This is a genomic window from Thalassococcus arenae, assembly GCF_019104745.1.
Taxonomy (GTDB): Bacteria; Pseudomonadota; Alphaproteobacteria; order Rhodobacterales; family Rhodobacteraceae; genus Thalassococcus_B; species Thalassococcus_B arenae.
This window is the reverse complement of record NZ_JAHRWL010000001.1, coordinates 1,731,701-1,753,556: the sequence shown is the minus strand read 5'-3', so window position 1 is coordinate 1,753,556 and position 21,856 is coordinate 1,731,701. Positions and strand designations below refer to the sequence as shown.

The following is a 21,856-nucleotide window of genomic DNA, read 5'->3' as shown; positions in this document are numbered from 1 at the left end:
GTCGCGCGTGCCCGCAAACGGCTTTCAAGGGAGATGCCGACATGAACAAGACCACCAAACCGAAAACCGACACCGAAACCGGCGCCACCGCGATGACCGCCGCGATGAAGGCGGTCAGCCCGACGGTGATGCATGCCTGGTACGACATCATGGCCGAAAGCGCCGAATTCGTGATGAAACGGCTGCAGCAGGACATGGAAACGCAACGCGCCATCCTCAGCTGCAAGAACCCCGCGGAACTGATGAAAATCCAGTCCGAATTCTACCAGACCGCGATGAAGCAATACTCGGAAGAAGCGGCGCACCTGTTCAAGATGATGTCCGAAGCGACCGGGGATGCGCTGAAACAAGCGCAGACCGGACAGGCCCGCAGCTATGACGACGTGCCGCTCTGACCAGCACGCGTCGGCCGGCCCGAAAACGAAAACCCCGGCCGCGATCCGGGCCGGGGTTTGCGTTCGGCGGGTTCGACCCGCCTTGTACTCGTCGGTCAGAGACCGGTCGACACGTCGATCGTGTTACCCTCTTCAAGGGTGACATAGGCTTTCTTGACGTCGGCCCGCTTGCCCTTGGTGCCCTTGAACCGCTTGGTCTTACCCTTGGCGATGGCGGTGTTGACCGCCTTCACCTTGACGCCGAACAGCGTTTCCACCGCTTCCTTGATCTGCGGCTTGTTGGCGTCCATGGCCACTTCGAAGACCACCGCGCCGTTTTCCGACGCCATGGTGGTTTTCTCGGTGATCAGCGGCTTGCGGATCACGTCGTAATGTTCGGGCTTCGCGCTCATTTCAGTCGAGCCTCCAGTGCTTCGACACCCGCCTTGGTGAGCACAAGCGTGTCACGGCGAAGGATGTCATAGACGTTTGCGCCGATGCTGGGCAGCACATCCAGACCTTCGATGTTGCGCGCGGCCTGGGCAAAGCCCTCGTTCACCGCAGCGCCATCGATGATCAACGCGCGCTTCCAGCCCAGCTTGGCGATCTGCTTGGCCAAGGCGCCGGTCTTGCCGTCCGATTCCGCCATGTCGATGACCACCAGAGCGCCCGACTTGGCCTTGGCCGACAGGGCGTGCTTGAGGCCAAGCGCGCGGACCTTCTTGGGCAGGTCGTGGGCGTGGCTGCGCGGGGTCGGACCCTTGTAGATGCCGCCCTTGCGGAAGATCGGTGCCTTGCGCGATCCGTGGCGTGCGCCGCCGGTGCCCTTCTGGCGATAGATCTTCTTGGTCGAGTAGCTGACTTCCGAACGGGTCTTGACCTTGTGCGTGCCGGCCTGCGCCTTGTTGCGCTGCCAACGCACGACGCGGTGCAGGATGTCGGCGCGCGGCTCGAGATCAAAGATCTCGTCCGTCAGGTCGACCGACCCGGCCTTGCCGCCGTCGAGCTTGATGACGTCGAATTTCATCTCACTCACCTTCCTTGTTCTCGGGGGCATCCGATGCATCGTCGCCCGCCTTTTCGGCTTCGGCTTCTGCGGCGGCCTGCTGTGCGGCTTCCTCGGCCAGGCGTGCCTCTTCGGCGGCCTTGGCTTCGGCTTCGGCGGCAGCGGCGGCTTCTTCGGCCAGACGCTTGGCTTCGGCCGCGGCCGAACGCAGCGCGGCGGGCAGGATGACGTTCTCGGGCAACGGCTTTTTCACCGCGTCCTTGATCGTGACCCAGCCGCCCTTGGCACCGGGAACCGCGCCCTTGATCATGATGATGCCGCGATCGGCATCGGTCTTGACCACCTGCAGGTTCTGCGTGGTGACGCGGACGGCGCCCATGTGGCCCGCCATCTTCTTGCCCTTGAACACCTTGCCGGGTTCCTGGCACTGGCCGGTCGAGCCGTGCGAACGGTGGCTGATCGACACGCCGTGCGAGGCGCGCAGACCACCGAAATTGTGCCGCTTCATCGCACCGGCAAAACCCTTGCCGATCGACGTGCCCGACACGTCCACGTACTGGCCGGCGAAGTAATGATCGGCGGTGATTTCCTCACCCACGTCGATCATGTTCTCCGGCGCGACGCGGAATTCGGCCACCTTGCGCTTGGGTTCGACCTTGGCGGCGGCGAAATGGCCGCGCATTGCCTTCGACGTGCGCTTGGCCTTGGCCGTGCCGCAGCCCAGCTGAACCGCCGAATAACCATGCGTGTCCGCTGTGCGCTGCGCAACAACCTGAAGGTTGTCCAGTTGCAGCACGGTGACGGGGATCTGCTTGCCGTCTTCCATGAAAAGACGGGTCATGCCGACCTTCTTTGCGATCACTCCTGAACGCATCGGACAGCCCTCCCTTACACCTTGATCTCGACATCCACGCCGGCCGCGAGGTCGAGCTTCATCAGCGCGTCCACGGTCTGCGGGGTCGGATCGACGATGTCCAAAAGCCGCTTGTGCGTGCGGATTTCGAACTGGTCGCGGGATTTCTTGTTCACGTGGGGACCACGCAGAACGGTGAATTTCTCGATCTTGTTCGGCAGCGGGATCGGTCCGCGCACCTGCGCGCCGGTCCGCTTGGCGGTGTTCACGATCTCCTGGGTGCTGGCATCCAGCACGCGGTAATCGAACGCCTTGAGCCGGATCCGGATGTTCTGGCTTTGCATCGGTCTTTGCCTTCATTGGCGTTGGGGTTGAGAGGAGGGAGGCGGGACCGTCCCGCCCCCTCGTCGAACCCGTGCGGGTGGCCGGGGCCACCCGTGATTGGCTTGGTCGAGCGCTGTCGGCTTACTCGAGGATCTTGGCGACGACGCCGGAGCCGACGGTGCGGCCGCCTTCGCGGATGGCGAAGCGCAGGCCGTCTTCCATCGCGATCGGCGCGATCAGTTCCACGGTGAACTTCAGGTTGTCGCCCGGCATCACCATCTCGGTGCCCGACGGCAGTTCCACCGTCCCCGTCACGTCCGTCGTGCGGAAGTAGAATTGCGGGCGGTAGTTCGCGAAGAACGGCGTGTGGCGGCCGCCCTCTTCCTTGGTCAGGATGTAGACCTCGGCCTCGAACTTGGTGTGCGGCGTCACCGAACCCGGCTTGCACAGCACCTGGCCGCGCTCGACACCGTCACGCTCGACGCCGCGCAGCAGCGCGCCGATATTGTCGCCCGCCTCGCCGCGATCCAGCAGCTTGCGGAACATCTCGACACCCGTGCAGGTCGTCTTCTTGGTGTCGCGGATGCCGACGATCTCGATCTCGTCGCCCACGTTGATCACGCCCCGCTCGACACGGCCGGTCACGACCGTGCCGCGCCCCGAGATCGAGAACACGTCCTCGATCGGCATCAGGAACGGCTGGTCAACCGCCCGCGCCGGCTGCGGGATGTAATCGTCAACCGCCTGCATCAGCTCGCGGATCTTGTTCTCGCCGATCTCCGGATCGCGGCCTTCCAGCGCCGCCAGCGCCGAACCCGCGATGATCGGGATGTCGTCGCCCGGGAAGTCGTAGGCCGAAAGAAGCTCGCGCACTTCCATCTCGACCAGCTCCAGAAGCTCCTCGTCGTCGACCTGGTCGACCTTGTTGAGGAACACCACCATCGCCGGGATGCCGACCTGGCGGCCCAGCAGGATGTGCTCGCGGGTCTGCGGCATCGGGCCGTCGGCGGCGTTCACCACCAGGATCGCGCCGTCCATCTGCGCCGCACCCGTGATCATGTTCTTCACATAGTCCGCGTGGCCCGGGCAATCGACATGCGCATAGTGCCGCGCGTCGGTCTCGTATTCCACATGCGCCGTCGAGATCGTGATCCCCCGCGCCTTCTCCTCGGGCGCCGAGTCGATCGCGTCATACGCCTTGAAATCACCGAAATACTTCGTGATCGCCGCCGTCAGCGTCGTCTTGCCGTGGTCAACGTGACCAATCGTGCCGATGTTGCAGTGCGGCTTCGACCGCGAAAACTTTTCCTTTGCCATGGTAAGGCTCCCTCTTTTCTTGTGGGCGGCGGGGTGAACCCCGCCCTACGGTGGTGGGTAGGGCGGGGTTCACCCCGCCATCCCGTTATGCGTATTTCGCCTGGATCTCGTCGCTGATGTTCTGCGGGACCGGGTCATAGTGGTCGAACTGCATCGTGAACTGCGCGCGGCCCGAGGACATCGAGCGCAGGTTGTTGATGTAGCCGAACATGTTGGCCAGCGGCACGAAGGCGTTGATCGCGACGGCGTTGCCACGCGGCTCCTGTCCGGTCACCTGGCCCCGGCGAGAGGTCAGGTCGCCGATGATGCCGCCGGTATATTCCTCGGGCGTCACCACTTCGACCTTCATGATCGGCTCGAGCAGCTTGGCGCCGGCCTTCTTGAGGCCTTCGCGCATGCACATCCGCGAAGCGATCTCGAAGGCCAGGACCGACGAGTCGACGTCGTGGAACTTGCCGTCCACCAGCGCGACCTTGAAGTCGATCACCGGGAAGCCGGCCAGCGGACCGCTGTCCATCACCGACTTGATGCCCTTTTCGACGCCGGGGATGTATTCCTTCGGAACCGCGCCGCCGACGATGCGGCTTTCGAACGAATAGCCCTCGCCCGGTTCGGTCGGGGAAATTTCCAGCTTGACCTCGGCGTATTGGCCCGAACCACCCGACTGCTTCTTGTGGGTATAGGTGTGCTCGATCGCGTGGCCGATGGTTTCGCGATAGGCCACCTGCGGCGCACCGATATTGGCTTCGACCTTGAACTCGCGCTTGAGACGGTCGACCAGGATGTCGAGGTGCAGTTCGCCCATGCCCTTCATGATCGTCTGACCCGATTCCAGATCGGTTTCGACGCGGAAGGACGGGTCTTCGGCTGCCAGACGCGCCAGACCCTGGCTCATCTTTTCCTGGTCGCCCTTGGTCTTGGGCTCGACCGCGATCTCGATCACCGGATCGGGGAAGGTCATGGTTTCCAGAACCACCGACTTCTGCGGGTCGCACAGCGTGTCGCCCGTGGTGGTTTCCTTCAGACCCGCCAGCGCGATGATGTCGCCCGCGAAGGCCTCTTCGATTTCCTCGCGGTTGTTGGAGTGCATCATCATCATCCGGCCGACGCGCTCGCGCTTGCCCTTGGTCGAGTTCAGCATCGCGTCACCCTTCTTGATGACGCCGGAATAGATGCGCGTGAAGGTCAGCGAACCGACGAAGGGGTCGTTCATGATCTTGAACGCCAGCGCCGAGAACGGCTCGTCGTCATTGGCGTGACGCTCGATGTTCCGGGTTTCGGTTTCGTCGCCCGGGGCAAAGCCGACATAGGCCGGCACGTCGAGCGGACCGGGCAGATAGTCGACCACCGCGTTCAGCAGCGGCTGCACGCCCTTGTTCTTGAAGGCCGAACCGCCCAGGACCGGAACGAAGGACAGCGACAGCGTGCCCTTGCGGATCAGCTTGCGCAGCGTGTCCACGTCGGGCTCTTCGCCTTCGAGATACGCTTCCATCGCATCGTCGTCCATTTCGACGGCATTCTCGATGAGCGTGGCGCGCCATTCGTCGGCCAGGTCCTTGAGTTCGTCACGGATCGGCTGGCGGGTCCAGGATGCACCCAGGTCTTCGCCCTTCCAGGTCCACTCTTCCATGGTGACCAGGTCGACGATGCCTTCCAGCTGATCCTCGGCGCCGATCGGGAAGTTGACCGGAACTGGCGTCGCGCCGGTGCGGTCCTTGATCATCTTCACGCAGTTGAAGAAGTCGGCGCCGATCTTGTCCATCTTGTTGACGAACACCAGGCGCGGAACCTTGTAGCGGTCTGCCTGGCGCCAGACGGTCTCGGTCTGCGGCTCGACGCCGGCATTGGCGTCCAGCAGCGCGACGGCGCCGTCCAGAACCGCCAGCGAACGCTCGACCTCGATGGTGAAGTCGACGTGGCCGGGGGTGTCGATGATGTTGAAGCGGAACTTGGTGTCCGACGTGCCGTCAGCGGTCGGGTCGATCTGGCGCTGCCAGAACGTCGTCGTCGCGGCCGACGTGATCGTGATGCCGCGCTCCTGCTCCTGCTCCATCCAGTCCATCGTTGCGGCGCCGTCATGGACTTCGCCGATCTTGTGGGACTTGCCGGTGTAGTAGAGGATGCGCTCGGTCGTGGTGGTCTTGCCGGCGTCGATATGCGCCATGATCCCGAAGTTGCGGTAGCGCGTCAGCGGATAGTCGCGTGCCATTGTGCCTGTTCCTCTTACCAGCGGTAATGGCTGAACGCTTTGTTCGCGTCGGCCATCTTGTGGGTGTCTTCCCGCTTTTTCACGGCGGCACCGCGCGACTGCACGGCATCCAGAAGCTCGCCGGCGAGGCGCTCTTCCATCGTGTTCTCGTTGCGGGCGCGCGAGGCGTTGATCAGCCAGCGGATCGCCAGGGCTTCGCGGCGCTCGGGGCGCACTTCGACGGGCACCTGGTAGGTGGCGCCACCAACCCGGCGCGAACGGACCTCGACCGACGGCTTGATGTTGTCCAGCGCCTCGTGGAACAGTTCCACGGGTGCGCGCTTGACCTTGGATTCAACCCGGTCCAGCGCGTTGTAGACGATGCGCTCGGCGACGGATTTCTTTCCGTCGACCATCAGGTTGTTCATGAACTTCGTCAGGACCCGGTCGCCATACTTGGCGTCGGGCAGGACTTCGCGTTTTTCGGCGGCGTGACGACGGGACATCTGTTGATCCTCTTATTTCGGGCGCTTGGCGCCGTATTTCGAACGGCGCTGCTTGCGATCCTTGACGCCCTGGGTATCCAGCACGCCGCGCAGGATGTGGTAGCGCACACCGGGAAGGTCTTTCACACGGCCGCCACGGATCAGGACCACCGAGTGTTCCTGAAGGTTGTGGCTTTCACCGGGGATATAGCTGATCACCTCGAAGCCGTTGGTCAGACGCACCTTGGCCACCTTCCGCATGGCCGAGTTCGGCTTTTTCGGGGTGGTGGTGTAGACGCGGGTGCAAACGCCGCGCTTCTGGGGGCACTGCTCGAGGTGCTGCGACTTCGAGCGCTTGACTTTGGGCTGCCGCGGCTTGCGGATCAGCTGTTGAATCGTGGGCATCCGGTATCTTCCCCGTCTCTCTCACATATGTGGTGCACGAGGAGCCACCTCATGCCTAAGGTTCTGTCATTTGGCCCGCGGCGCGTCCGCTGCGAACCGGTTCGGCGTCATACCAGGACGACGCAAAAAACCGCATGCGCCCCAAATCCGGGACGACGCGGTGGGTGTCCAGAGGATCGGGGCGGCTGGGCCCGGATCGTGACCGCTTCAGTTCTTTAAGCTCCGGCAGGGGCTCTGCACCCTGCGAATTGGTCGCGCGTATATGGGGAGTCGCAAACCTTGTCAACAGCCGCTCCGGCTGGACAGTCGCGGTTCGCGGTGCCAAGCAGGAACAAGCTACGTATCCGCACCAGGTGCCCCATGCAAGTCATCGGTTTGTGCCGGTTCTCTTACCCCGCCGAGGGCGGTTTCCAGGTGGAACATGCCGATGCCCAAGCGCGCGCCGCCTATCTCTACGCGCCAGAACGGATGGAAGAGCGGTTTCGCACCTTCGAGGCCATCACCCTGCCCGGCCTGCGCGGTCAGACGGACCCCGATTTCACCTTCGTGATCCTGATCGGCGAAGACCTGCCCGAACCTTTCGCGGAACGGCTTTTTTCGCTGGTGGCGGAAATGCCGCAGGCGGTGATCGTGGCCCGGCCGCCCGGCCCGCACAGGCCGGTCTGCAAGTCGGTGCTGAACGCCGCGCGACACGATCCGGATTCGCCTTGCATCCAGTTCCGCATGGACGACGACGACTCGGTGTCCTTCGATTTCGTCGCGCGGGTCCGACACGACGCCGAAACACTCGCCCCGCTATGCGCACAGAACAAGCTGGTGGTGATCGACTACAACCGCGGCTACCTGCTGCGCCCCGGCGCAGATGGCATCCGCGCCGAGGAATGCGTGCTGCCCTATTACCCGATGGGCATGGCGATGGTGGTGCAGGGCGGATGCGGACAGAGCATCATGAATTTCGCCCATGGCAAGGTGGCGCAGTTCATGCCGACCGTGACCTTCACCGATGCGCCGATGTATGTGCGCGGGCACAACGACTTCAACGACTCGCGGCAGAAGAAACACGTCAAACCGATCCACTTGCCGCGCCCGTCCGCCGAAACCGCGGCAGCGCTGCGCGAGAGGTTCGGCATCACCGACGAAATCGTGCGTCAGGTCTTTGCCTGACGCCGTTTCGCGCGGGTTTCGCGCCACAGGGTGAAAAAGCCGGTGGCGACGATGGTCACCGCGCCGACCAGGGTCAGCGTCTCGGGCCATTCGGCAAAGAACAGCCAACCCAGCAGCAGGGCCCAGACCAGCCCGGTAAACCGGAAAGGTGCGACGAATCCCACCTCGCCCACGCGCATGACCAGAACGCTGAACGTGTAGCCCCCGATGATGAACAGGCTCGCCCCACCCAGCAACAGCGCCGAACGGCTCTCCAGCGGCTGCCAGTCCTGCCAAAGCGACCAGGTGGCGGCAAACACCACCACCGTCAGCGAGGCACAGAGCGTCACCAGAAGCGACGGCACCGCACGCGACATCCGCCGCGTGACCAGGTCGCGCACGGTGACACAGACCACCGTTCCAAGTGCCGATAGCGTGAAGGCGTTGAACCCTTCGGAGCCGGGCCTGACGATCAGCAGCATCCCGCAGAACCCGATTCCGATCGCCAGCCAGCGCCGCCAACCCACCGGTTCGCGAAAGAACAGCGCCGAACCCAGCGTCACGGTCAACGGCAGCATCTGCAACAGCGCCGTGACATTGGCCAGCTTCATGTTGAACAGCGCATAGAAAAAGGTGATGGCCGCACCCAGTTCGGCCAGCGACCGCAACGCGATCAACCGCCAGTCACTGCGCGGAAAGTCGAACCGGACATGCCCAAGAGCGATCGCCAACCCGGCGATGAACAGGCTGGCGACGATTCCCCGCAACGTCAGGATCTGCGACAACGGCAGCACCCCGCCCAGCCCCTTGACGCAGGCATCGCCAAAGGTGAACGCCGCCATGCTGGCGATCATCAGCAACGCACCTTTGGTATTGTCGGATAGCGGTGTCATGCGCCGCGCGTAGCAGGCAATCGCGGCGTGCGCCAGACCCCGGAAAGGGCCGCTGCCATGCGCATATGCGGTTCGCGAACGATCCTGAATGGACGCCGAGAGCGCCGGAAGCCGCCCCCAAACGAAAAAGGCCCCCGCTTGCGCAGGGGCCCTTGTCTTGCACGATCTTTGGCCGGTTATTCGCGGCTTTCCGGCGTGTCCACGATCAGCGTATCGAACTCGTCGCCGCCAACCACGTCGTTGGCCGAAGGGTCGGCCTCGGGCGCGGCCAGGGCAGCGGCGGCCTCGGCTTCTTCGCGGCGTGCCTCGATCACGACATTGTCGCGATCCTGGGCGATGCGGCGCACCTTCTGGGTCGCGCCACCGGTACCCGCCGGGATCAGGCGGCCGACGATGACGTTCTCCTTGAGGCCGACCAGGCGGTCCACCTTGCCCTGAACCGAAGCTTCGGTCAGCACGCGGGTGGTTTCCTGGAACGACGCCGCCGAGATGAACGACCGGGTCTGCAGCGAGGCCTTGGTGATGCCCAAGAGGATCGGTTCGCCCTTGGCCGGGCGGCCACCCTTCTTTTCGACCTTCTGGTTCGCCGCGTCGAACTCGGCCTTGTCCACGTGTTCGCCCTTCAGCAACGTGGTGTCGCCGCTGTCCAGGATCTCCCATTTCTGCAGCATCTGGCGCACGATCACCTCGACATGCTTGTCGTTGATCTTCACGCCCTGCAGACGATAGACGTCCTGCACCTCGTCGATCATGTAGTTGGCCAGCGCCTCGATCCCCATGATCGACAGGATGTCGTGGGGTGCGGGGTTGCCGTCCATGATGTAGTCGCCCTTCTGGACGTAATCGCCTTCGGCCACCGGGATGTGCTTGCCCTTGGGGATCATGTATTCCCGCGGCTCAAGCGTGTCGTCGGCCGGTTCGATGGTGATGCGGCGCTTGTTCTTGTAGTCCTTGCCGAACCGCACATAGCCATCGATTTCCGCGATGATCGCGTGATCCTTGGGGCGGCGCGCCTCGAACAGTTCCGCCACCCGCGGCAGACCGCCGGTGATGTCCTTGGTCTTGGCACCTTCGCGCGGGATCCGCGCCACGACGTCGCCGGCCTTGATCTCCTGCCCGTCTTCGCAGGACAGGATCGCGTCAACCGACATCGGGTAGGTGATCGGGTTGCCGGCCGCGTTGCGGACCGGCTCGCCATCGGCATCCTGCAGGATGATTTCCGGTTTCAGCTCGTTGCCCTTGGGCGCGGCACGCCAGTCGATCACGATCTTCTGGGTCATGCCGGTGGCATCGTCGGTTTCGTCCCGGACGGCCACGCCGTTCACCAGGTCGACATGCCGCGCGATACCGTCGGCCTCGGCGATGATCGGCAGGGTGTAGGGATCCCACTCGAACAGCTTCTGGCCGCGCTTGACCATGTCGCCCTCGGCCACGAACAGCTTGGAGCCGTAACCCAGCTTGTGGCTGGCGCGCTCGTTGCCATTCTCGTCGACGATCCGCAGCTTCATGTTGCGGCCCATCACCAGCATCTCGCCCGCTGCGTTCTGCAGAGTCGAGGCGCTGTCGAACACCACCTTGCCCTCTTGCGAGGATTCCAGGAACGATTGCTGGCCGCCCTGGGCCACGCCGCCGATGTGGAACGTCCGCATCGTCAGCTGGGTGCCGGGTTCGCCGATCGACTGCGCCGCGATGATTCCCACGGCCTCGCCGGTGTTCACCATCGTGCCGCGCGCCAGGTCGCGGCCGTAGCACTTGGCGCAGACGCCCTCTTCGGCCTCGCAGGTCAGCGGCGAACGGATGCGCGCCGTGGCGACACCCGCCTCGTCGATCGCGTCCGACATGCGTTCATCGATCAGCTGGCCCTCGCGCACGATCACCTCTTCGGTGCCCGGATGCACGATGTCCTCGGCCGCGACGCGGCCCAGCACACGCTCGGCCAGCGATGCCACGACTTCACCATCGTTGACCGCCGGTTCCGCGGTGATCGCCCTGTCGGTGCCGCAATCCAGCATGCGGATGATGCAATCCTGCGCCACGTCCACAAGGCGGCGGGTCAGGTAGCCGGAATTCGCCGTCTTGAGCGCGGTGTCCGACAGACCCTTGCGGGCGCCGTGGGTCGAGTTGAAGTACTCGAGAACGGTCAGGCCTTCCTTGAAGTTCGAGATGATCGGCGTCTCGATGATGTCGCCGTTCGGCTTGGCCATCAGGCCGCGCATCCCGCCCAGCTGCTTCATCTGCGTGACCGAGCCCCGCGCACCGGAATGCGCCATCATGTAGACCGAGTTCGGCTCCATCTCGGCGCCGGTCTCGTCCTTGCGGGCGGCCGAGATCGTGGCCATCATCGCATCGGTGACCTTGTCGTTGCACTTCGACCATGCATCGACGACCTTGTTGTACTTTTCACCCTGGGTGATCAGGCCGTCCATGTACTGCTGTTCGAAATCCTTCACCTGGTCGCGGGTCTCGTCGACGATGCCCCATTTGTCGTCGGGGATCACCATGTCGTCCTTGCCGAAGGAGATGCCGGCCTTGAACGCTTCCTTGAAACCCATCGACATGATCTGGTCGCAGAAGATGACCGATTCCTTCTGGCCGCAATAGCGGTAGACGGTGTCGATCACGCGCTGCACGTCCTTCTTGCGCAGCAGCGTGTTGACCAGCTCGAACGGCGCCTTGGCGTTCAGCGGCAGAAGCGCGCCCAGCCGCACCCGGCCCGGCGTCGTCTCGTAACGCTTGAACACCTCGTTGCCCTCGGCGTCGATCTGCTTGATCCGCGCCTCGATCTTGGCGTGCAGATGCACTTCGCCGGCGGTCAGCGCATGTTCCACCTCTTCGATCGAGGCGAATTTCATGCCCTCGCCCTTCATGCCGTCACGCTGGATCGAGGTGTAGTAAAGCCCCAGGATCATGTCCTGCGACGGCACGATGATCGGCGCGCCGTTGGCGGGCGACAGAACGTTGTTCGTCGACATCATCAGCACGCGCGCTTCCAGCTGCGCCTCGAGGCTCAGCGGGACGTGCACGGCCATCTGGTCGCCGTCGAAATCGGCGTTGAAGGCCGAACAGACCAGCGGATGCAGCTGGATCGCCTTGCCTTCGATCAGGATCGGTTCGAACGCCTGGATGCCCAGACGGTGCAGCGTCGGCGCGCGGTTCAGCAGAACCGGGTGCTCGCGGATCACCTCGTCCAGGATGTCCCAGACCTCGGGGCGTTCCTTTTCGACCAGCTTCTTGGCCTGTTTCACCGTCGACGAAAGACCCTTGGCCTCCAGCCGCGAATAGATGAACGGCTTGAACAGTTCGAGCGCCATCTTCTTGGGCAGGCCGCACTGGTGCAACTTCAGCTCCGGCCCGGTCACGATGACCGAGCGGCCGGAAAAGTCGACGCGCTTGCCCAGCAGGTTCTGCCGGAACCGGCCCTGCTTGCCCTTGAGCATGTCCGACAGCGATTTCAGCGGGCGCTTATTGGCGCCGGTGATGACGCGGCCGCGGCGACCGTTGTCGAACAGCGCATCCACCGCTTCCTGCAGCATCCGCTTTTCGTTGCGGACGATGATGTCCGGCGCGCGCAACTCGATCAGTCGCTTGAGGCGGTTGTTGCGGTTGATGACCCGGCGATAGAGGTCGTTCAGGTCCGACGTCGCGAACCGGCCGCCATCCAGCGGCACCAGCGGGCGCAGTTCCGGCGGGATGACCGGGATTACGGTCAGCACCATCCATTCCGGACGGTTGCCGGATTCCAGGAACGACTCGACCACTTTCAGCCGCTTGATGATCTTCTTGGGCTTCAGCTCGCCGGTGGCTTCCTTGAGGTCGGCGCGCAGCTGCTCGGCCTCGGCTTCGAGATCGATATTGGCCAGCATCTCACGGATCGCCTCGGCGCCGATATTGGCGGTAAAGGCGTCCATGCCGAACTGGTCCTGCGCGTCGAGAAATTCCTCTTCGCTCATCAGCTGGCCATAGGTCAGGTCGGTCAGGCCCGGCTCGATCACCACGTAGTTCTCGAAATAGAGAATGCGTTCCAGATCGCGCAGGGTCATGTCCAGCATCAGGCCGATGCGCGAGGGCAACGACTTGAGGAACCAGATATGCGCGCAGGGCGCGGCCAGCTCGATATGGCCCATGCGCTCGCGGCGGACCTTCTGCAGCGTGACTTCGACGCCGCATTTCTCGCAGACGACGCCGCGATACTTCATGCGCTTGTACTTGCCGCACAGGCATTCGTAATCCTTGATCGGACCAAAGATGCGCGCGCAGAACAGGCCGTCACGCTCGGGCTTGAACGTGCGGTAGTTGATGGTTTCCGGCTTCTTGATCTCGCCGAAGGACCACGACAGGATCCGCTCCGGGCTCGCGAGGCTCACACGGATCTCGTCGAACACCTTGGGCGGGGTCAGCGGGTTGAACGGGTTGTTGGTCAGTTCCTGGTTCATTCTGTCCTCACGAATTCAGAGGGAAGCGGGGGAGGCAGGTGCGTGCAAGCACGCACCCTGCGGGCATCGGGGTAGGGTGCGTGCTTGCACGCACAGCTTGCCCCGTCACTCATCCTCCTCCGCATCCAGGAGTTCCATGTTGAGGCCCAGACCCCGGACCTCCTTGACGAGAACGTTGAACGATTCCGGCACCCCGGCCTCGAAATTGTCCTCGCCCTTGACGATCGACTCGTAGACCTTGGTCCGGCCCGCCACGTCGTCCGACTTCACCGTCAGCATTTCCTGCAGGGTGTAGGCGGCGCCGTAGGCTTCCAGCGCCCAGACCTCCATCTCGCCGAAGCGCTGACCGCCGAACTGCGCCTTGCCGCCCAGCGGCTGCTGCGTCACCAGGCTGTAGGGCCCGGTCGACCGCGCGTGGATCTTGTCGTCCACCAGGTGGTGCAGCTTGAGCAGGTATTTCACACCCACGGTCACGGGGCGCGAGAATTGCTCGCCGGTGCGGCCGTCAAACAGGATCGACTGGCCCGACGTGTCAAAGCCCGCGCGGGTCAGCGCGTCATTGACATCGGCCTCCTTGGCGCCGTCGAAGACCGGCGTCGCGATCGGCACGCCGTTGACCACGTTGCCGGCCGCCTCGACCAGCTGGTCCTCGGACATGCCCTTGATGCCTTCCTCGTAGACCTCGTCGCCATAGGCGATCTTCATCGCCTCGCGCACCGGGGTCAGGTCACCCGACCGGCGGTACTCGCTCAGCGCCTCGTCGATCTTCAGACCCAGGCCGCGCGCGGCCCAGCCCATGTGGGTTTCAAGGATCTGGCCGACGTTCATGCGCGACGGCACGCCCAGCGGGTTGAGGCAGAAATCGACCGGCGTGCCATCCGCGAGGAACGGCATGTCCTCCATCGGCACCACCTTGGAAATCACGCCCTTGTTGCCGTGACGGCCGGCCATCTTGTCACCCGGCTGCAGCTTGCGCTTCACCGCGATGAAGACCTTGACCATCTTCATGACACCCGGGGGCAGATCGTCGCCACGGCGGACCTTTTCGACCTTGTCCTCGAACCGCGCATCCAGCGCACGCTTCTGCGCCTCGTACTGGTCGTGCAGCGCTTCGACGTTCTTGGCGTCCTGCTCGTCTTCCAGTGCCAGTTGCCACCACTGACCGCGGGTCAGCGATTGCAGCAGTTCTTCGGTGATCTCGGAATTCGGCTTGATGCCCTTGGGGCCCTTCACGGCCACCTTGCCCATGATCATCGAATTCAGACGCGCATAGATGTTGCGGTCCAGGATCGCCAGCTCGTCGTCGCGGTCACGCGCCAGGCTTTCGACCTCTTCGCGCTCGATCTGCAGGGCGCGTTCGTCCTTGTCCACACCGTGGCGGTTGAACACGCGCACCTCGACCACCGTACCGTAATCGCCCGGCTTGACGCGCAGCGAAGTGTCGCGCACATCGCTGGCCTTTTCGCCGAAGATCGCGCGCAGCAGCTTTTCTTCCGGCGTCATCGGGCTTTCGCCCTTGGGGGTGATCTTGCCCACCAGGATGTCGCCCGGCTGCACGTCGGCGCCGATATAGACGATGCCCGCCTCGTCGAGGTTGCGCAGCGCTTCCTCGCCGACGTTCGGGATGTCGCGGGTGATCTCTTCCGGCCCCAGCTTGGTGTCGCGGGCGGCCACTTCGAATTCCTCGATGTGAATGCTCGTGAAAACGTCATCGCGGGCGATGCGTTCCGAGATCAGGATCGAGTCCTCGTAGTTGTAGCCGTTCCACGGCATGAACGCGACGACCACGTTCTTGCCGAGCGCCAGTTCCCCCATATCCGTCGACGGGCCATCTGCGATGACCTCGCCCTTCTCGACCATCTGACCCACCTTCACCAGCGGGTTCTGGTTGATGCAGGTGTTCTGGTTGGATCGCTGGAACTTGCGCATCCGGTAGATATCGACGCCCGGATCGCCGGGATCGAGATCCTCCGTCGCCCGGATCACGATCCGCTGGGCGTCGACCTGGTCGATGATGCCGGCGCGGTTGGCCAGCACCGCAGCGCCGGAGTCGCGCGCCACGATCTCTTCGATGCCGGTGCCGATCAGCGGCGCCTCGGAGCGCAGCGTCGGCACGGCCTGACGCTGCATGTTCGAGCCCATCAAGGCGCGGTTGGCGTCGTCGTTTTCCAGGAACGGAATCAGCGAAGCCGCCACCGAAACCAGCTGTTTCGGCGACACGTCGATCAGGTCGACGTTTTCGCGCGGCGCCAGGGTGTAGTCGCCGGCCTGGCGGGTCGACACCAGGTCATTCACGAACTTGCCCGCCTCGTCCAGCGTGGCGTTGGCCTGCGCCACCGTGTGGCGCATTTCCTCGGTCGCGGACATGTAGTGCACTTCGTCCGTGACCTGGCCTTCCTTGACCACGCGATACGGCGTTTCGATAAAGCCGTACTTGTTCACGCGGGCAAACGTGGCCAGCGAGTTGATGAGACCGATATTCGGGCCTTCCGGCGTCTCGATCGGGCACATGCGGCCATAGTGGGTGGGGTGCACGTCGCGCACCTCGAACCCCGCGCGTTCGCGGGTCAGGCCGCCCGGCCCAAGCGCCGACAGGCGCCGCTTGTGCGTGACTTCCGACAGCGGGTTGGTCTGGTCCATGAACTGCGACAGCTGCGACGAGCCGAAGAATTCGCGCACCGCGGCCGCCGCCGGCTTGGCGTTGATCAGGTCCTGCGGCATCACCGTGTCGATCTCGACCGAGGACATCCGCTCCTTGATGGCGCGCTCCATGCGCAGCAGGCCGACGCGATACTGGTTCTCCATCAGTTCGCCGACCGACCGCACCCGGCGGTTGCCGAGGTGGTCGATGTCGTCGATATCGCCCTTGCCGTCGCGCAGTTCGACCAGCGCCTTGATGCAGGCCACGATATCCTCGCGGTCGAGCGTGCGCTGCGTGTCCGGCTTGTCCAGATTCAGGCGCATGTTCATCTTGACCCGGCCCACGGCGGACAGGTCATAGCGTTCGCTGTCGAAGAACAGCGTGTCGAACAGCGCCGAGGCCGCTTCGACGGTCGGCGGTTCGCCGGGGCGCATGACGCGGTAGATATCCATGAGCGCGGTGTCGCGGTTCATGTTCTTGTCCTGCGCCATCGTGTTGCGCATGTAGGCGCCGACGGTGATGTTGTCGATGTCCAGAACCGGGATCTCGGTGATGCCGGCGTCGATCAGCTCCTTCAGGCTGCCGCCCGTCACGTCGCCGTCCTTGTCGACGGTCCAGGTCAGTTCGTCACCCGCCTCGACATAGATGGCGCCGTTTTCTTCGTTGATGATGTCCTTGGCAGCGAACTTGCCCACGATCTGTTCGAAAGGCACCAGCAGGTTCTTGACCTTGCCTTCGTCGATCAGTTTCTTCACGGCGCGCGGCGTGACCTTCTTGCCGGCCTCGCCGATCACTTCGCCGCTGTCGGCGTCGACCAGATCAAAGGCCGGGCGGGTGCCGCGGACCCGTTCCGGGAAGAACTTCGTCGCCCAGCCTTCCCCCTTGCGCAGGCGATAGGTGACGGTTTCGTAATAGGCATCCATGATGCCTTCCTGGTCCAGGCCCAGGGCATAAAGCAGCGTCGTCACCGGCAGCTTCCGGCGCCGGTCGATGCGGGCGAACACGATGTCCTTGGCGTCGAATTCGAAATCCAGCCACGACCCGCGATAGGGAATGATCCGGCAGGCGAACAACAGCTTGCCCGAGGAATGGGTCTTGCCCTTGTCATGGTCGAAGAACACGCCGGGCGAACGGTGCATCTGGGACACGATAACCCGTTCGGTGCCGTTCACGATGAACGTTCCGTTCGGGGTCATCAGGGGCATGTCGCCCATGAAGACGTCCTGTTCCTTGATGTCCTTGACCGACTTGGCGCCGGTATCCTCGTCCACGTCGAACACGATCAGCCGCAGCGTGACCTTCAGCGGCGCGCTGTAGGTCATGTCGCGCTGCATGCATTCTTCGACGTCGTATTTCGGCTTCTCCAGTTCGTAGTTGACGAACTCCAGAACCGCGGTCTCGTTGAAATCCTTGATCGGGAAGACCGACTGGAACACGCCCTTGATGCCCTCGCCGTCGCTGGGCTGGGGCTGGTCGCCGGATTTCAGGAACAGTTCGTAGCTGGATTTCTGAACCTCGATGAGGTTCGGCATTTCCAGCACTTCGCGGATCTTGCCGTAGTAACGACGAAGACGTTTCTGGCCAAGGAAGCTTTGCGCCATGATAGTTGTCACCTTTCGAACATCTCGGCGGGACACGACCTCCGCGGGGGGTCGGCGGTGCATCCCTCAGTGACGGCTTGTCCGCGATCCATTCCTGGTTTCCGTCCCACCGGAAACCGCCCGATCCGCGAACCTTGTCCGAGGGAGCCCCTTCGCAAAGGGGCTCTCTGAGACAGGTTCGGCTGGACCGGGTTTTCCGGTCCAGCCTGACAAGTGCCGACGGCATTCCGGGTCGGACGACCCGGAATGCCTGCCGGATTACTTGAGCTCGACTTCGGCGCCTGCCTCTTCGAGCTTCTTCTTGATTTCCTCGGCCTCGTCCTTCGAGACGCCTTCCTTCACGGCCTTGCCGCCGGCCTCGACGAGGTCCTTGGCTTCTTTCAGGCCCAGGCCGGTGATGCCGCGGACTTCCTTGATCACGTTGATCTTCTTGTCGCCAGCCGACTTGAGGATCACGTCGAATTCGGTCTTTTCCTCTTCGGCTGCGCCGCCGGCGTCACCGCCTGCGGGGCCGGCCATCATCACCGCGCCACCAGCGGCGGGTTCGATGCCGTATTCGTCCTTGAGGATGGTTTTCAGTTCTTGTGCTTCAAGCAGCGTCAGGTTGACGATTTGCTCGGCAAGTGCTTTCAGATCAGCCATTTTGAGACTCTTTCCGTTTTCTAGATGTGTTCCAACGTCGCGGGATCAACCCCACGCGGGTCACGGGTTGCGCGTTACGCCGCCTTTTCCTCGATGGTCGACAGGATGGAGGCGATATTCGAAGCAGGGGCGCCAATCGCACCGGCGATGTTCGAAGCGGGTGCGCCGATGCAGCCGACGATCGAAGCGATGAGCTCCTCGCGCGACGGCATTTTCGACACGGCCTCGACACCGGCCCGATCCAGGAACGTTCCACCCATCGCCCCGCCCAGGACTTCGAACTTCTTGTTGTCCTTGGCGAAGTCTTCGACGACCTTGGCCGCGGCCACCGGGTCTTCGGAGAAGGTGAGAACGGTCATGCCCTCGAGGAACTTGGCGATGCTGGCGCATTCCTTGCCCTCGAGCGCGATCTTGGCGAGCCTGTTCTTGGCGACGCGAACCGACGTGTTGTTGGCGCGGGCGCGCCCACGCAGGTCCTGCATCTCGGCAACCGTGAGACCTTCGTAGCGGGAAACCACCACGACGCCAGAGCTTTCGAAGATCTGGCCGAGTTCCTCGACCACTTTCTCTTTCTGGGCTCTATCCACAGTTTTACTCCAGTTGATGGAGGGGGCGACCCCTCCGGCTCTTTCCGGCCCAGGCACAGGCCTGAACCACAAGGTCCGATCGGGTCGTCGCATCGCCAGACCGCCGTGAATGCCACGCCGGAGAGATGTCTCTTCCCGTCTCGGGCAGGATTTATGACCACAAGGGTCACCCACCGTCTCGGACGAACGCAAAACAGCGCACGACGAATCGCACGCTGGTCTGCGAACTGCGGTTTATGTGGGATCGCCGGTGGGGGCAACCGTCAAATTCACGAAATCCGATTTCTCGCGGCTTTTGGCCTGCGGCTCCCGAACCGCAGGGCCTGGATAGCACAATATCTCCACGTTTTAGCCGAAAATCCACCTTTGCCGGCTGATAAGTGAGCATCAGTAAGACAGCCCGCGGAACCGGACCAGCGCATCGCATGCCCTTCATTGCCATATACGACTGGTCGATGTTCACCCTGCCCGCCGGCCTTCCCTTCGCGAATATCGAGGGCGACACGCATGCCAATGCCCCGGACGCGCCCGACTATCAGTCCGCCAACCCCACCTGGATCGGTGAAACCTTCACCTTCAACGGCGGCACGCCCACGCAAATCGACATCACCGACGACGACGGCGTGTTCGAAGACGGCTATGTCGAAACCGGCGCCGCCCAGACGCTGACCAGCGATGTCACCATCAACGGCACGCTCTACACCGCCGGATCGGTGGTGCAGAACGAATTCTCGATGGTCGACGCTGCCGGCAACCAGGTTTTCGTCGTCGCCATCAACGGGGTCAACGTGGGTTTCACCTATGCCCTCGGCGATGCGCCCAGCACCGGACAGACCTTCACGCCGGCGCACGGGCTGGACGGCGATCCGGCCGACAGTTCGGCCGGCTACGGATCGTCCTCGCAATCCTACAACGGCATCGTCTGCTATGCGTCGGGCACGCTGATCCGAACGCCGCAGGGCGACCGTCCGGTCGAAACCCTGCGTGTCGGCGACGCCGTGATGACGCTGGACCGCGGCGCGCAGATCATCCGCTGGGTCGGCGCCAAGACACTGACGGGCAACCAACTGCGCGACGCCGACAAACCGATCCGCTTCGGCGTGGACGCCCTGGGCCCCGGCCAACCGACGCTACCCTTGGCGGTGTCGCCCAATCACCGCATCTTGCTGCCGGCACCGATGCTGCGCGGCCATGTCGCCGAAAGGGGCGTCCTGGCTCCGGCCAAGGCTTTGCTGGCGCTGCCCCGCGTGCGCCGGATGCGCGGCAAACGCCGCGTCACCTATCACCACGTCCTGCTCGACCGCCACGGTATCCTGATCGCCAACGGCGTGGCGGCCGAGTCCTTCTATCCCGGCGTCATGGCGCTGCACATGTTGCCCGACGCCGAATGCGCCGATCTCATGCGTACCGTGGCGCGGCTGGTGCAGAACCCCGGTCGGGGCTACGGCCCGCTGGCGCGCGAGGCGCTGAGCGTGCGGGATTGCGAAGCGCGCCTTCGCACGAACGGATGGCGACGCCATGCAGTGGCGAAACGAAAAAGGGCGCCGTGACGGCGCCCTTTCCGAATGTGCATTCCGTACGCTTCAGGCGTTGCCGGTTGCGCTTTCGACCGAGATCGACACGCCCGGGCCCATCGACGAGCTGAGCGCGATTTTCTTCATGTAGGTGCCCTTGGCGCCCGAAGGCTTGGCCGCCGACACCGCCGAAACGAAGGCGCGGATGTTTTCCACCAGCTTTGCCTCGTCGAACGACGCCTTGCCGACACCGGCATGGACCACGCCTGCCTTTTCGGCCTTGAACTGCACCTGGCCGCCTTTGGCCGCCTCGACGGCTTCCTTGACGTCCATCGTCACCGTGCCGACCTTGGGGTTCGGCATCAGGTTGCGCGGCCCCAGAACCTTGCCCAGGCGGCCGACGATCGGCATCATGTCGGGGGTCGCGATGCAGCGATCGAACTCGATCTTGCCGCCTTGCACGATCTCCATCAGGTCTTCGGCACCGACAATGTCGGCCCCTGCGGCCTGAGCTTCTTCGGCCTTGGCGCCGCGGGCAAAGACCGCCACGCGCACCGTCTTGCCAGTGCCGTTGGGCAGGCCGACCACGCCGCGAACCATCTGGTCGGCGTGGCGCGGATCGACGCCCAGGTTCATCGCGATTTCGACGGTCTCGTCGAACTTGGCGTTGGCGTTTGCCTTGATCAGGGCCACGGCCTCTTCGACACTGATGTTTTCCTTGCCGGCGAAGGCTTCGCGCGCGGCGCGGGTACGTTTTCCGAGCTTTGCCATCTTACTTCACCTCGATGCCCATGGACTTGGCCGAGCCAAGGATGATCTGCATGGCCGCCTCGACGTCATTGGCCGAGAGGTCCTTCATCTTCGCTTCGGCGATCTCGCGCACCTGCTTGATCGTCACGGTGCCCGCGGTTTCACGGCCCGGCAGCACGGCGCCCTTGGGACGGTTGCGCTTGCCCACCGGCTTCAGACCTGCGGCCTTCTTCAGGTAGTACGACGCCGGCGGCGTCTTGATGTCCATGGTAAAGGACTTGTCCTGGTAGTAGGTGATCACGGTCGGGCACGGCGCGCCGGGCTCCATGTCCTGCGTCTTGGCGTTGAACGCCTTGCAGAATTCCATGATGTTGATGCCGCGCTGACCCAGGGCGGGGCCCACGGGCGGCGACGGGTTGGCTTTACCTGCAGGGATCTGCAGCTTCATCTTGCCGGCAAGCTTCTTGGCCATCGGCTGTCTCCTTTGTCCGGCCGCAGGGCGCGTCCCCGCGGCGTGATTTGGATGTGGTGCGGTCCGGATCACGCGTGACCCTCGCCTCCCACATGGGAATCCGCATTGCGCGGATGCGGTGCGATACACGAGAAGTGCAGCGCGATGCAAGGGTCCAGTGCGCGGCCCGCACAGGCCCGGAAAACCGGGCATTCGCTGTCTTGGCCGCGAAGTCGACCCCGCCGAACA

General features: G+C 63.7%; 18 protein-coding genes. 3 read left to right on the top strand and 15 right to left on the bottom strand.

Annotation, left to right across the window (positions count from 1 at the left end):
* Positions 1 to 41 precede the first annotated feature (41 nt).
* On the top strand, positions 42 to 395 hold the full coding sequence (locus KUH32_RS08650; protein ID WP_217777632.1) for a phasin family protein: 354 nt from the start codon (positions 42 to 44) through the stop codon (positions 393 to 395).
* A 95-nt stretch (positions 396 to 490) separates the two neighbouring features.
* Here the strand turns inward: KUH32_RS08650 and KUH32_RS08645 are convergent, their stop codons facing one another.
* The 8 genes from KUH32_RS08645 to rpsL all read right to left on the bottom strand — a co-directional run bounded on the left by KUH32_RS08645 (position 491) and on the right by rpsL (position 6,952).
* Entirely contained in the window at positions 491 to 787 is a 297-nt protein-coding gene (locus tag KUH32_RS08645; protein WP_217777631.1) for a 50S ribosomal protein L23, read from the bottom strand.
* Entirely contained in the window at positions 784 to 1,401 is a 618-nt protein-coding gene (gene rplD / locus KUH32_RS08640; RefSeq protein WP_217777630.1) for a 50S ribosomal protein L4, read from the bottom strand. Before rplD ends, KUH32_RS08645 begins: the two co-directional genes overlap by 4 nt.
* A gap of 1 nt (position 1,402) precedes the next feature.
* Positions 1,403 to 2,254 carry a 50S ribosomal protein L3 gene (gene rplC, locus KUH32_RS08635; protein ID WP_217777629.1) on the bottom strand — a complete coding sequence of 284 codons (852 nt, stop codon included), beginning with the start codon at positions 2,252 to 2,254 and terminating at the stop codon, positions 1,403 to 1,405.
* A gap of 14 nt (positions 2,255 to 2,268) precedes the next feature.
* Positions 2,269 to 2,577 (bottom strand): 30S ribosomal protein S10, encoded by a 309-nt coding sequence (gene rpsJ / locus KUH32_RS08630; RefSeq protein ID WP_007792792.1) that lies wholly within the window; start codon positions 2,575 to 2,577, stop codon positions 2,269 to 2,271.
* Positions 2,578 to 2,698: 121 nt separating this feature from the next.
* Positions 2,699 to 3,874 carry an elongation factor Tu gene (gene tuf / locus KUH32_RS08625; RefSeq protein ID WP_217777611.1) on the bottom strand — a complete coding sequence of 392 codons (1,176 nt, stop codon included), beginning with the start codon at positions 3,872 to 3,874 and terminating at the stop codon, positions 2,699 to 2,701.
* A gap of 85 nt (positions 3,875 to 3,959) precedes the next feature.
* Entirely contained in the window at positions 3,960 to 6,083 is a 2,124-nt protein-coding gene (gene fusA, locus KUH32_RS08620; protein WP_217777628.1) for an elongation factor G, read from the bottom strand.
* A 14-nt stretch (positions 6,084 to 6,097) separates the two neighbouring features.
* Positions 6,098 to 6,568, bottom strand: a complete 471-nt coding sequence (gene rpsG / locus KUH32_RS08615) for a 30S ribosomal protein S7 (protein WP_217777627.1) — start codon at positions 6,566 to 6,568, stop codon at positions 6,098 to 6,100.
* Positions 6,569 to 6,580: 12 nt separating this feature from the next.
* On the bottom strand, positions 6,581 to 6,952 hold the full coding sequence (rpsL, locus tag KUH32_RS08610; RefSeq protein WP_008883423.1) for a 30S ribosomal protein S12: 372 nt from the start codon (positions 6,950 to 6,952) through the stop codon (positions 6,581 to 6,583).
* A 360-nt stretch (positions 6,953 to 7,312) separates the two neighbouring features.
* Between rpsL and KUH32_RS08605 the strand changes: the two genes are divergently transcribed.
* The gene (locus KUH32_RS08605; protein ID WP_217777626.1) at positions 7,313 to 8,116 is read left to right on the top strand and encodes a putative rhamnosyl transferase; all 804 of its coding nucleotides are present in this window, start codon (positions 7,313 to 7,315) and stop codon (positions 8,114 to 8,116) included.
* Here KUH32_RS08605 and KUH32_RS08600 read toward each other — a convergent pair.
* The 5 genes from KUH32_RS08600 to rplJ all read right to left on the bottom strand — a co-directional run bounded on the left by KUH32_RS08600 (position 8,101) and on the right by rplJ (position 18,892).
* Positions 8,101 to 8,988, bottom strand: coding sequence for a DMT family transporter (locus KUH32_RS08600; RefSeq protein ID WP_217777625.1), 888 nt, complete (start codon positions 8,986 to 8,988; stop codon positions 8,101 to 8,103). The genes KUH32_RS08605 and KUH32_RS08600 overlap by 16 nt on opposite strands.
* A 176-nt stretch (positions 8,989 to 9,164) precedes the next feature.
* The gene (gene rpoC / locus KUH32_RS08595; RefSeq protein WP_217777624.1) at positions 9,165 to 13,421 is read right to left on the bottom strand and encodes a DNA-directed RNA polymerase subunit beta'; all 4,257 of its coding nucleotides are present in this window, start codon (positions 13,419 to 13,421) and stop codon (positions 9,165 to 9,167) included.
* A gap of 105 nt (positions 13,422 to 13,526) precedes the next feature.
* A complete protein-coding gene (gene rpoB, locus KUH32_RS08590; RefSeq protein WP_217777623.1) occupies positions 13,527 to 17,663 on the bottom strand; it encodes a DNA-directed RNA polymerase subunit beta in 4,137 nt (1,378 codons plus the stop codon).
* Positions 17,664 to 17,921: 258 nt separating this feature from the next.
* On the bottom strand, positions 17,922 to 18,305 hold the full coding sequence (rplL, locus tag KUH32_RS08585; RefSeq protein WP_217777622.1) for a 50S ribosomal protein L7/L12: 384 nt from the start codon (positions 18,303 to 18,305) through the stop codon (positions 17,922 to 17,924).
* 74 nt (positions 18,306 to 18,379) lie between these two features.
* Positions 18,380 to 18,892: a 50S ribosomal protein L10 gene (gene rplJ, locus KUH32_RS08580; protein WP_217777621.1), complete on the bottom strand. Its 513-nt coding sequence runs from the start codon at positions 18,890 to 18,892 to the stop codon at positions 18,380 to 18,382.
* Between the two features lie 425 nt (positions 18,893 to 19,317).
* Between rplJ and KUH32_RS08575 the strand changes: the two genes are divergently transcribed.
* Positions 19,318 to 20,442, top strand: a complete 1,125-nt coding sequence (locus tag KUH32_RS08575; RefSeq protein ID WP_217777620.1) for a Hint domain-containing protein — start codon at positions 19,318 to 19,320, stop codon at positions 20,440 to 20,442.
* 33 nt (positions 20,443 to 20,475) lie between these two features.
* On the opposite strand, the gene rplA is transcribed toward KUH32_RS08575, so the two are convergent.
* Both rplA and rplK read right to left on the bottom strand, forming a co-directional pair.
* Positions 20,476 to 21,177, bottom strand: a complete 702-nt coding sequence (gene rplA, locus KUH32_RS08570) for a 50S ribosomal protein L1 (protein WP_217777619.1) — start codon at positions 21,175 to 21,177, stop codon at positions 20,476 to 20,478.
* 1 nt (position 21,178) lies between these two features.
* Positions 21,179 to 21,628, bottom strand: coding sequence for a 50S ribosomal protein L11 (rplK, locus tag KUH32_RS08565; protein WP_217777618.1), 450 nt, complete (start codon positions 21,626 to 21,628; stop codon positions 21,179 to 21,181).
* Positions 21,629 to 21,856 lie beyond the last annotated feature (228 nt).

Excerpts from the sequence above, each read along its gene's own strand:
- KUH32_RS08650 (WP_217777632.1), top strand. The coding sequence starts at position 42 with ATGAACAAGACCACCAAACCGAAAACCGACACCGAAACCGGCGCCACC.
- KUH32_RS08645 (WP_217777631.1), bottom strand. The coding sequence starts at position 787 with ATGAGCGCGAAGCCCGAACATTACGACGTGATCCGCAAGCCGCTGATC.
- rplD (WP_217777630.1), bottom strand. The coding sequence starts at position 1,401 with ATGAAATTCGACGTCATCAAGCTCGACGGCGGCAAGGCCGGGTCGGTC.
- rplC (WP_217777629.1), bottom strand. The coding sequence starts at position 2,254 with ATGCGTTCAGGAGTGATCGCAAAGAAGGTCGGCATGACCCGTCTTTTC.
- rpsJ (WP_007792792.1), bottom strand. The coding sequence starts at position 2,577 with ATGCAAAGCCAGAACATCCGGATCCGGCTCAAGGCGTTCGATTACCGC.
- tuf (WP_217777611.1), bottom strand. The coding sequence starts at position 3,874 with ATGGCAAAGGAAAAGTTTTCGCGGTCGAAGCCGCACTGCAACATCGGC.
- fusA (WP_217777628.1), bottom strand. The coding sequence starts at position 6,083 with ATGGCACGCGACTATCCGCTGACGCGCTACCGCAACTTCGGGATCATG.
- rpsG (WP_217777627.1), bottom strand. The coding sequence starts at position 6,568 with ATGTCCCGTCGTCACGCCGCCGAAAAACGCGAAGTCCTGCCCGACGCC.
- rpsL (WP_008883423.1), bottom strand. The coding sequence starts at position 6,952 with ATGCCCACGATTCAACAGCTGATCCGCAAGCCGCGGCAGCCCAAAGTC.
- KUH32_RS08605 (WP_217777626.1), top strand. The coding sequence starts at position 7,313 with ATGCAAGTCATCGGTTTGTGCCGGTTCTCTTACCCCGCCGAGGGCGGT.
- KUH32_RS08600 (WP_217777625.1), bottom strand. The coding sequence starts at position 8,988 with ATGACACCGCTATCCGACAATACCAAAGGTGCGTTGCTGATGATCGCC.
- rpoC (WP_217777624.1), bottom strand. The coding sequence starts at position 13,421 with ATGAACCAGGAACTGACCAACAACCCGTTCAACCCGCTGACCCCGCCC.
- rpoB (WP_217777623.1), bottom strand. The coding sequence starts at position 17,663 with ATGGCGCAAAGCTTCCTTGGCCAGAAACGTCTTCGTCGTTACTACGGC.
- rplL (WP_217777622.1), bottom strand. The coding sequence starts at position 18,305 with ATGGCTGATCTGAAAGCACTTGCCGAGCAAATCGTCAACCTGACGCTG.
- KUH32_RS08575 (WP_217777620.1), top strand. The coding sequence starts at position 19,318 with ATGCCCTTCATTGCCATATACGACTGGTCGATGTTCACCCTGCCCGCC.
- rplA (WP_217777619.1), bottom strand. The coding sequence starts at position 21,177 with ATGGCAAAGCTCGGAAAACGTACCCGCGCCGCGCGCGAAGCCTTCGCC.
- rplK (WP_217777618.1), bottom strand. The coding sequence starts at position 21,628 with ATGGCCAAGAAGCTTGCCGGCAAGATGAAGCTGCAGATCCCTGCAGGT.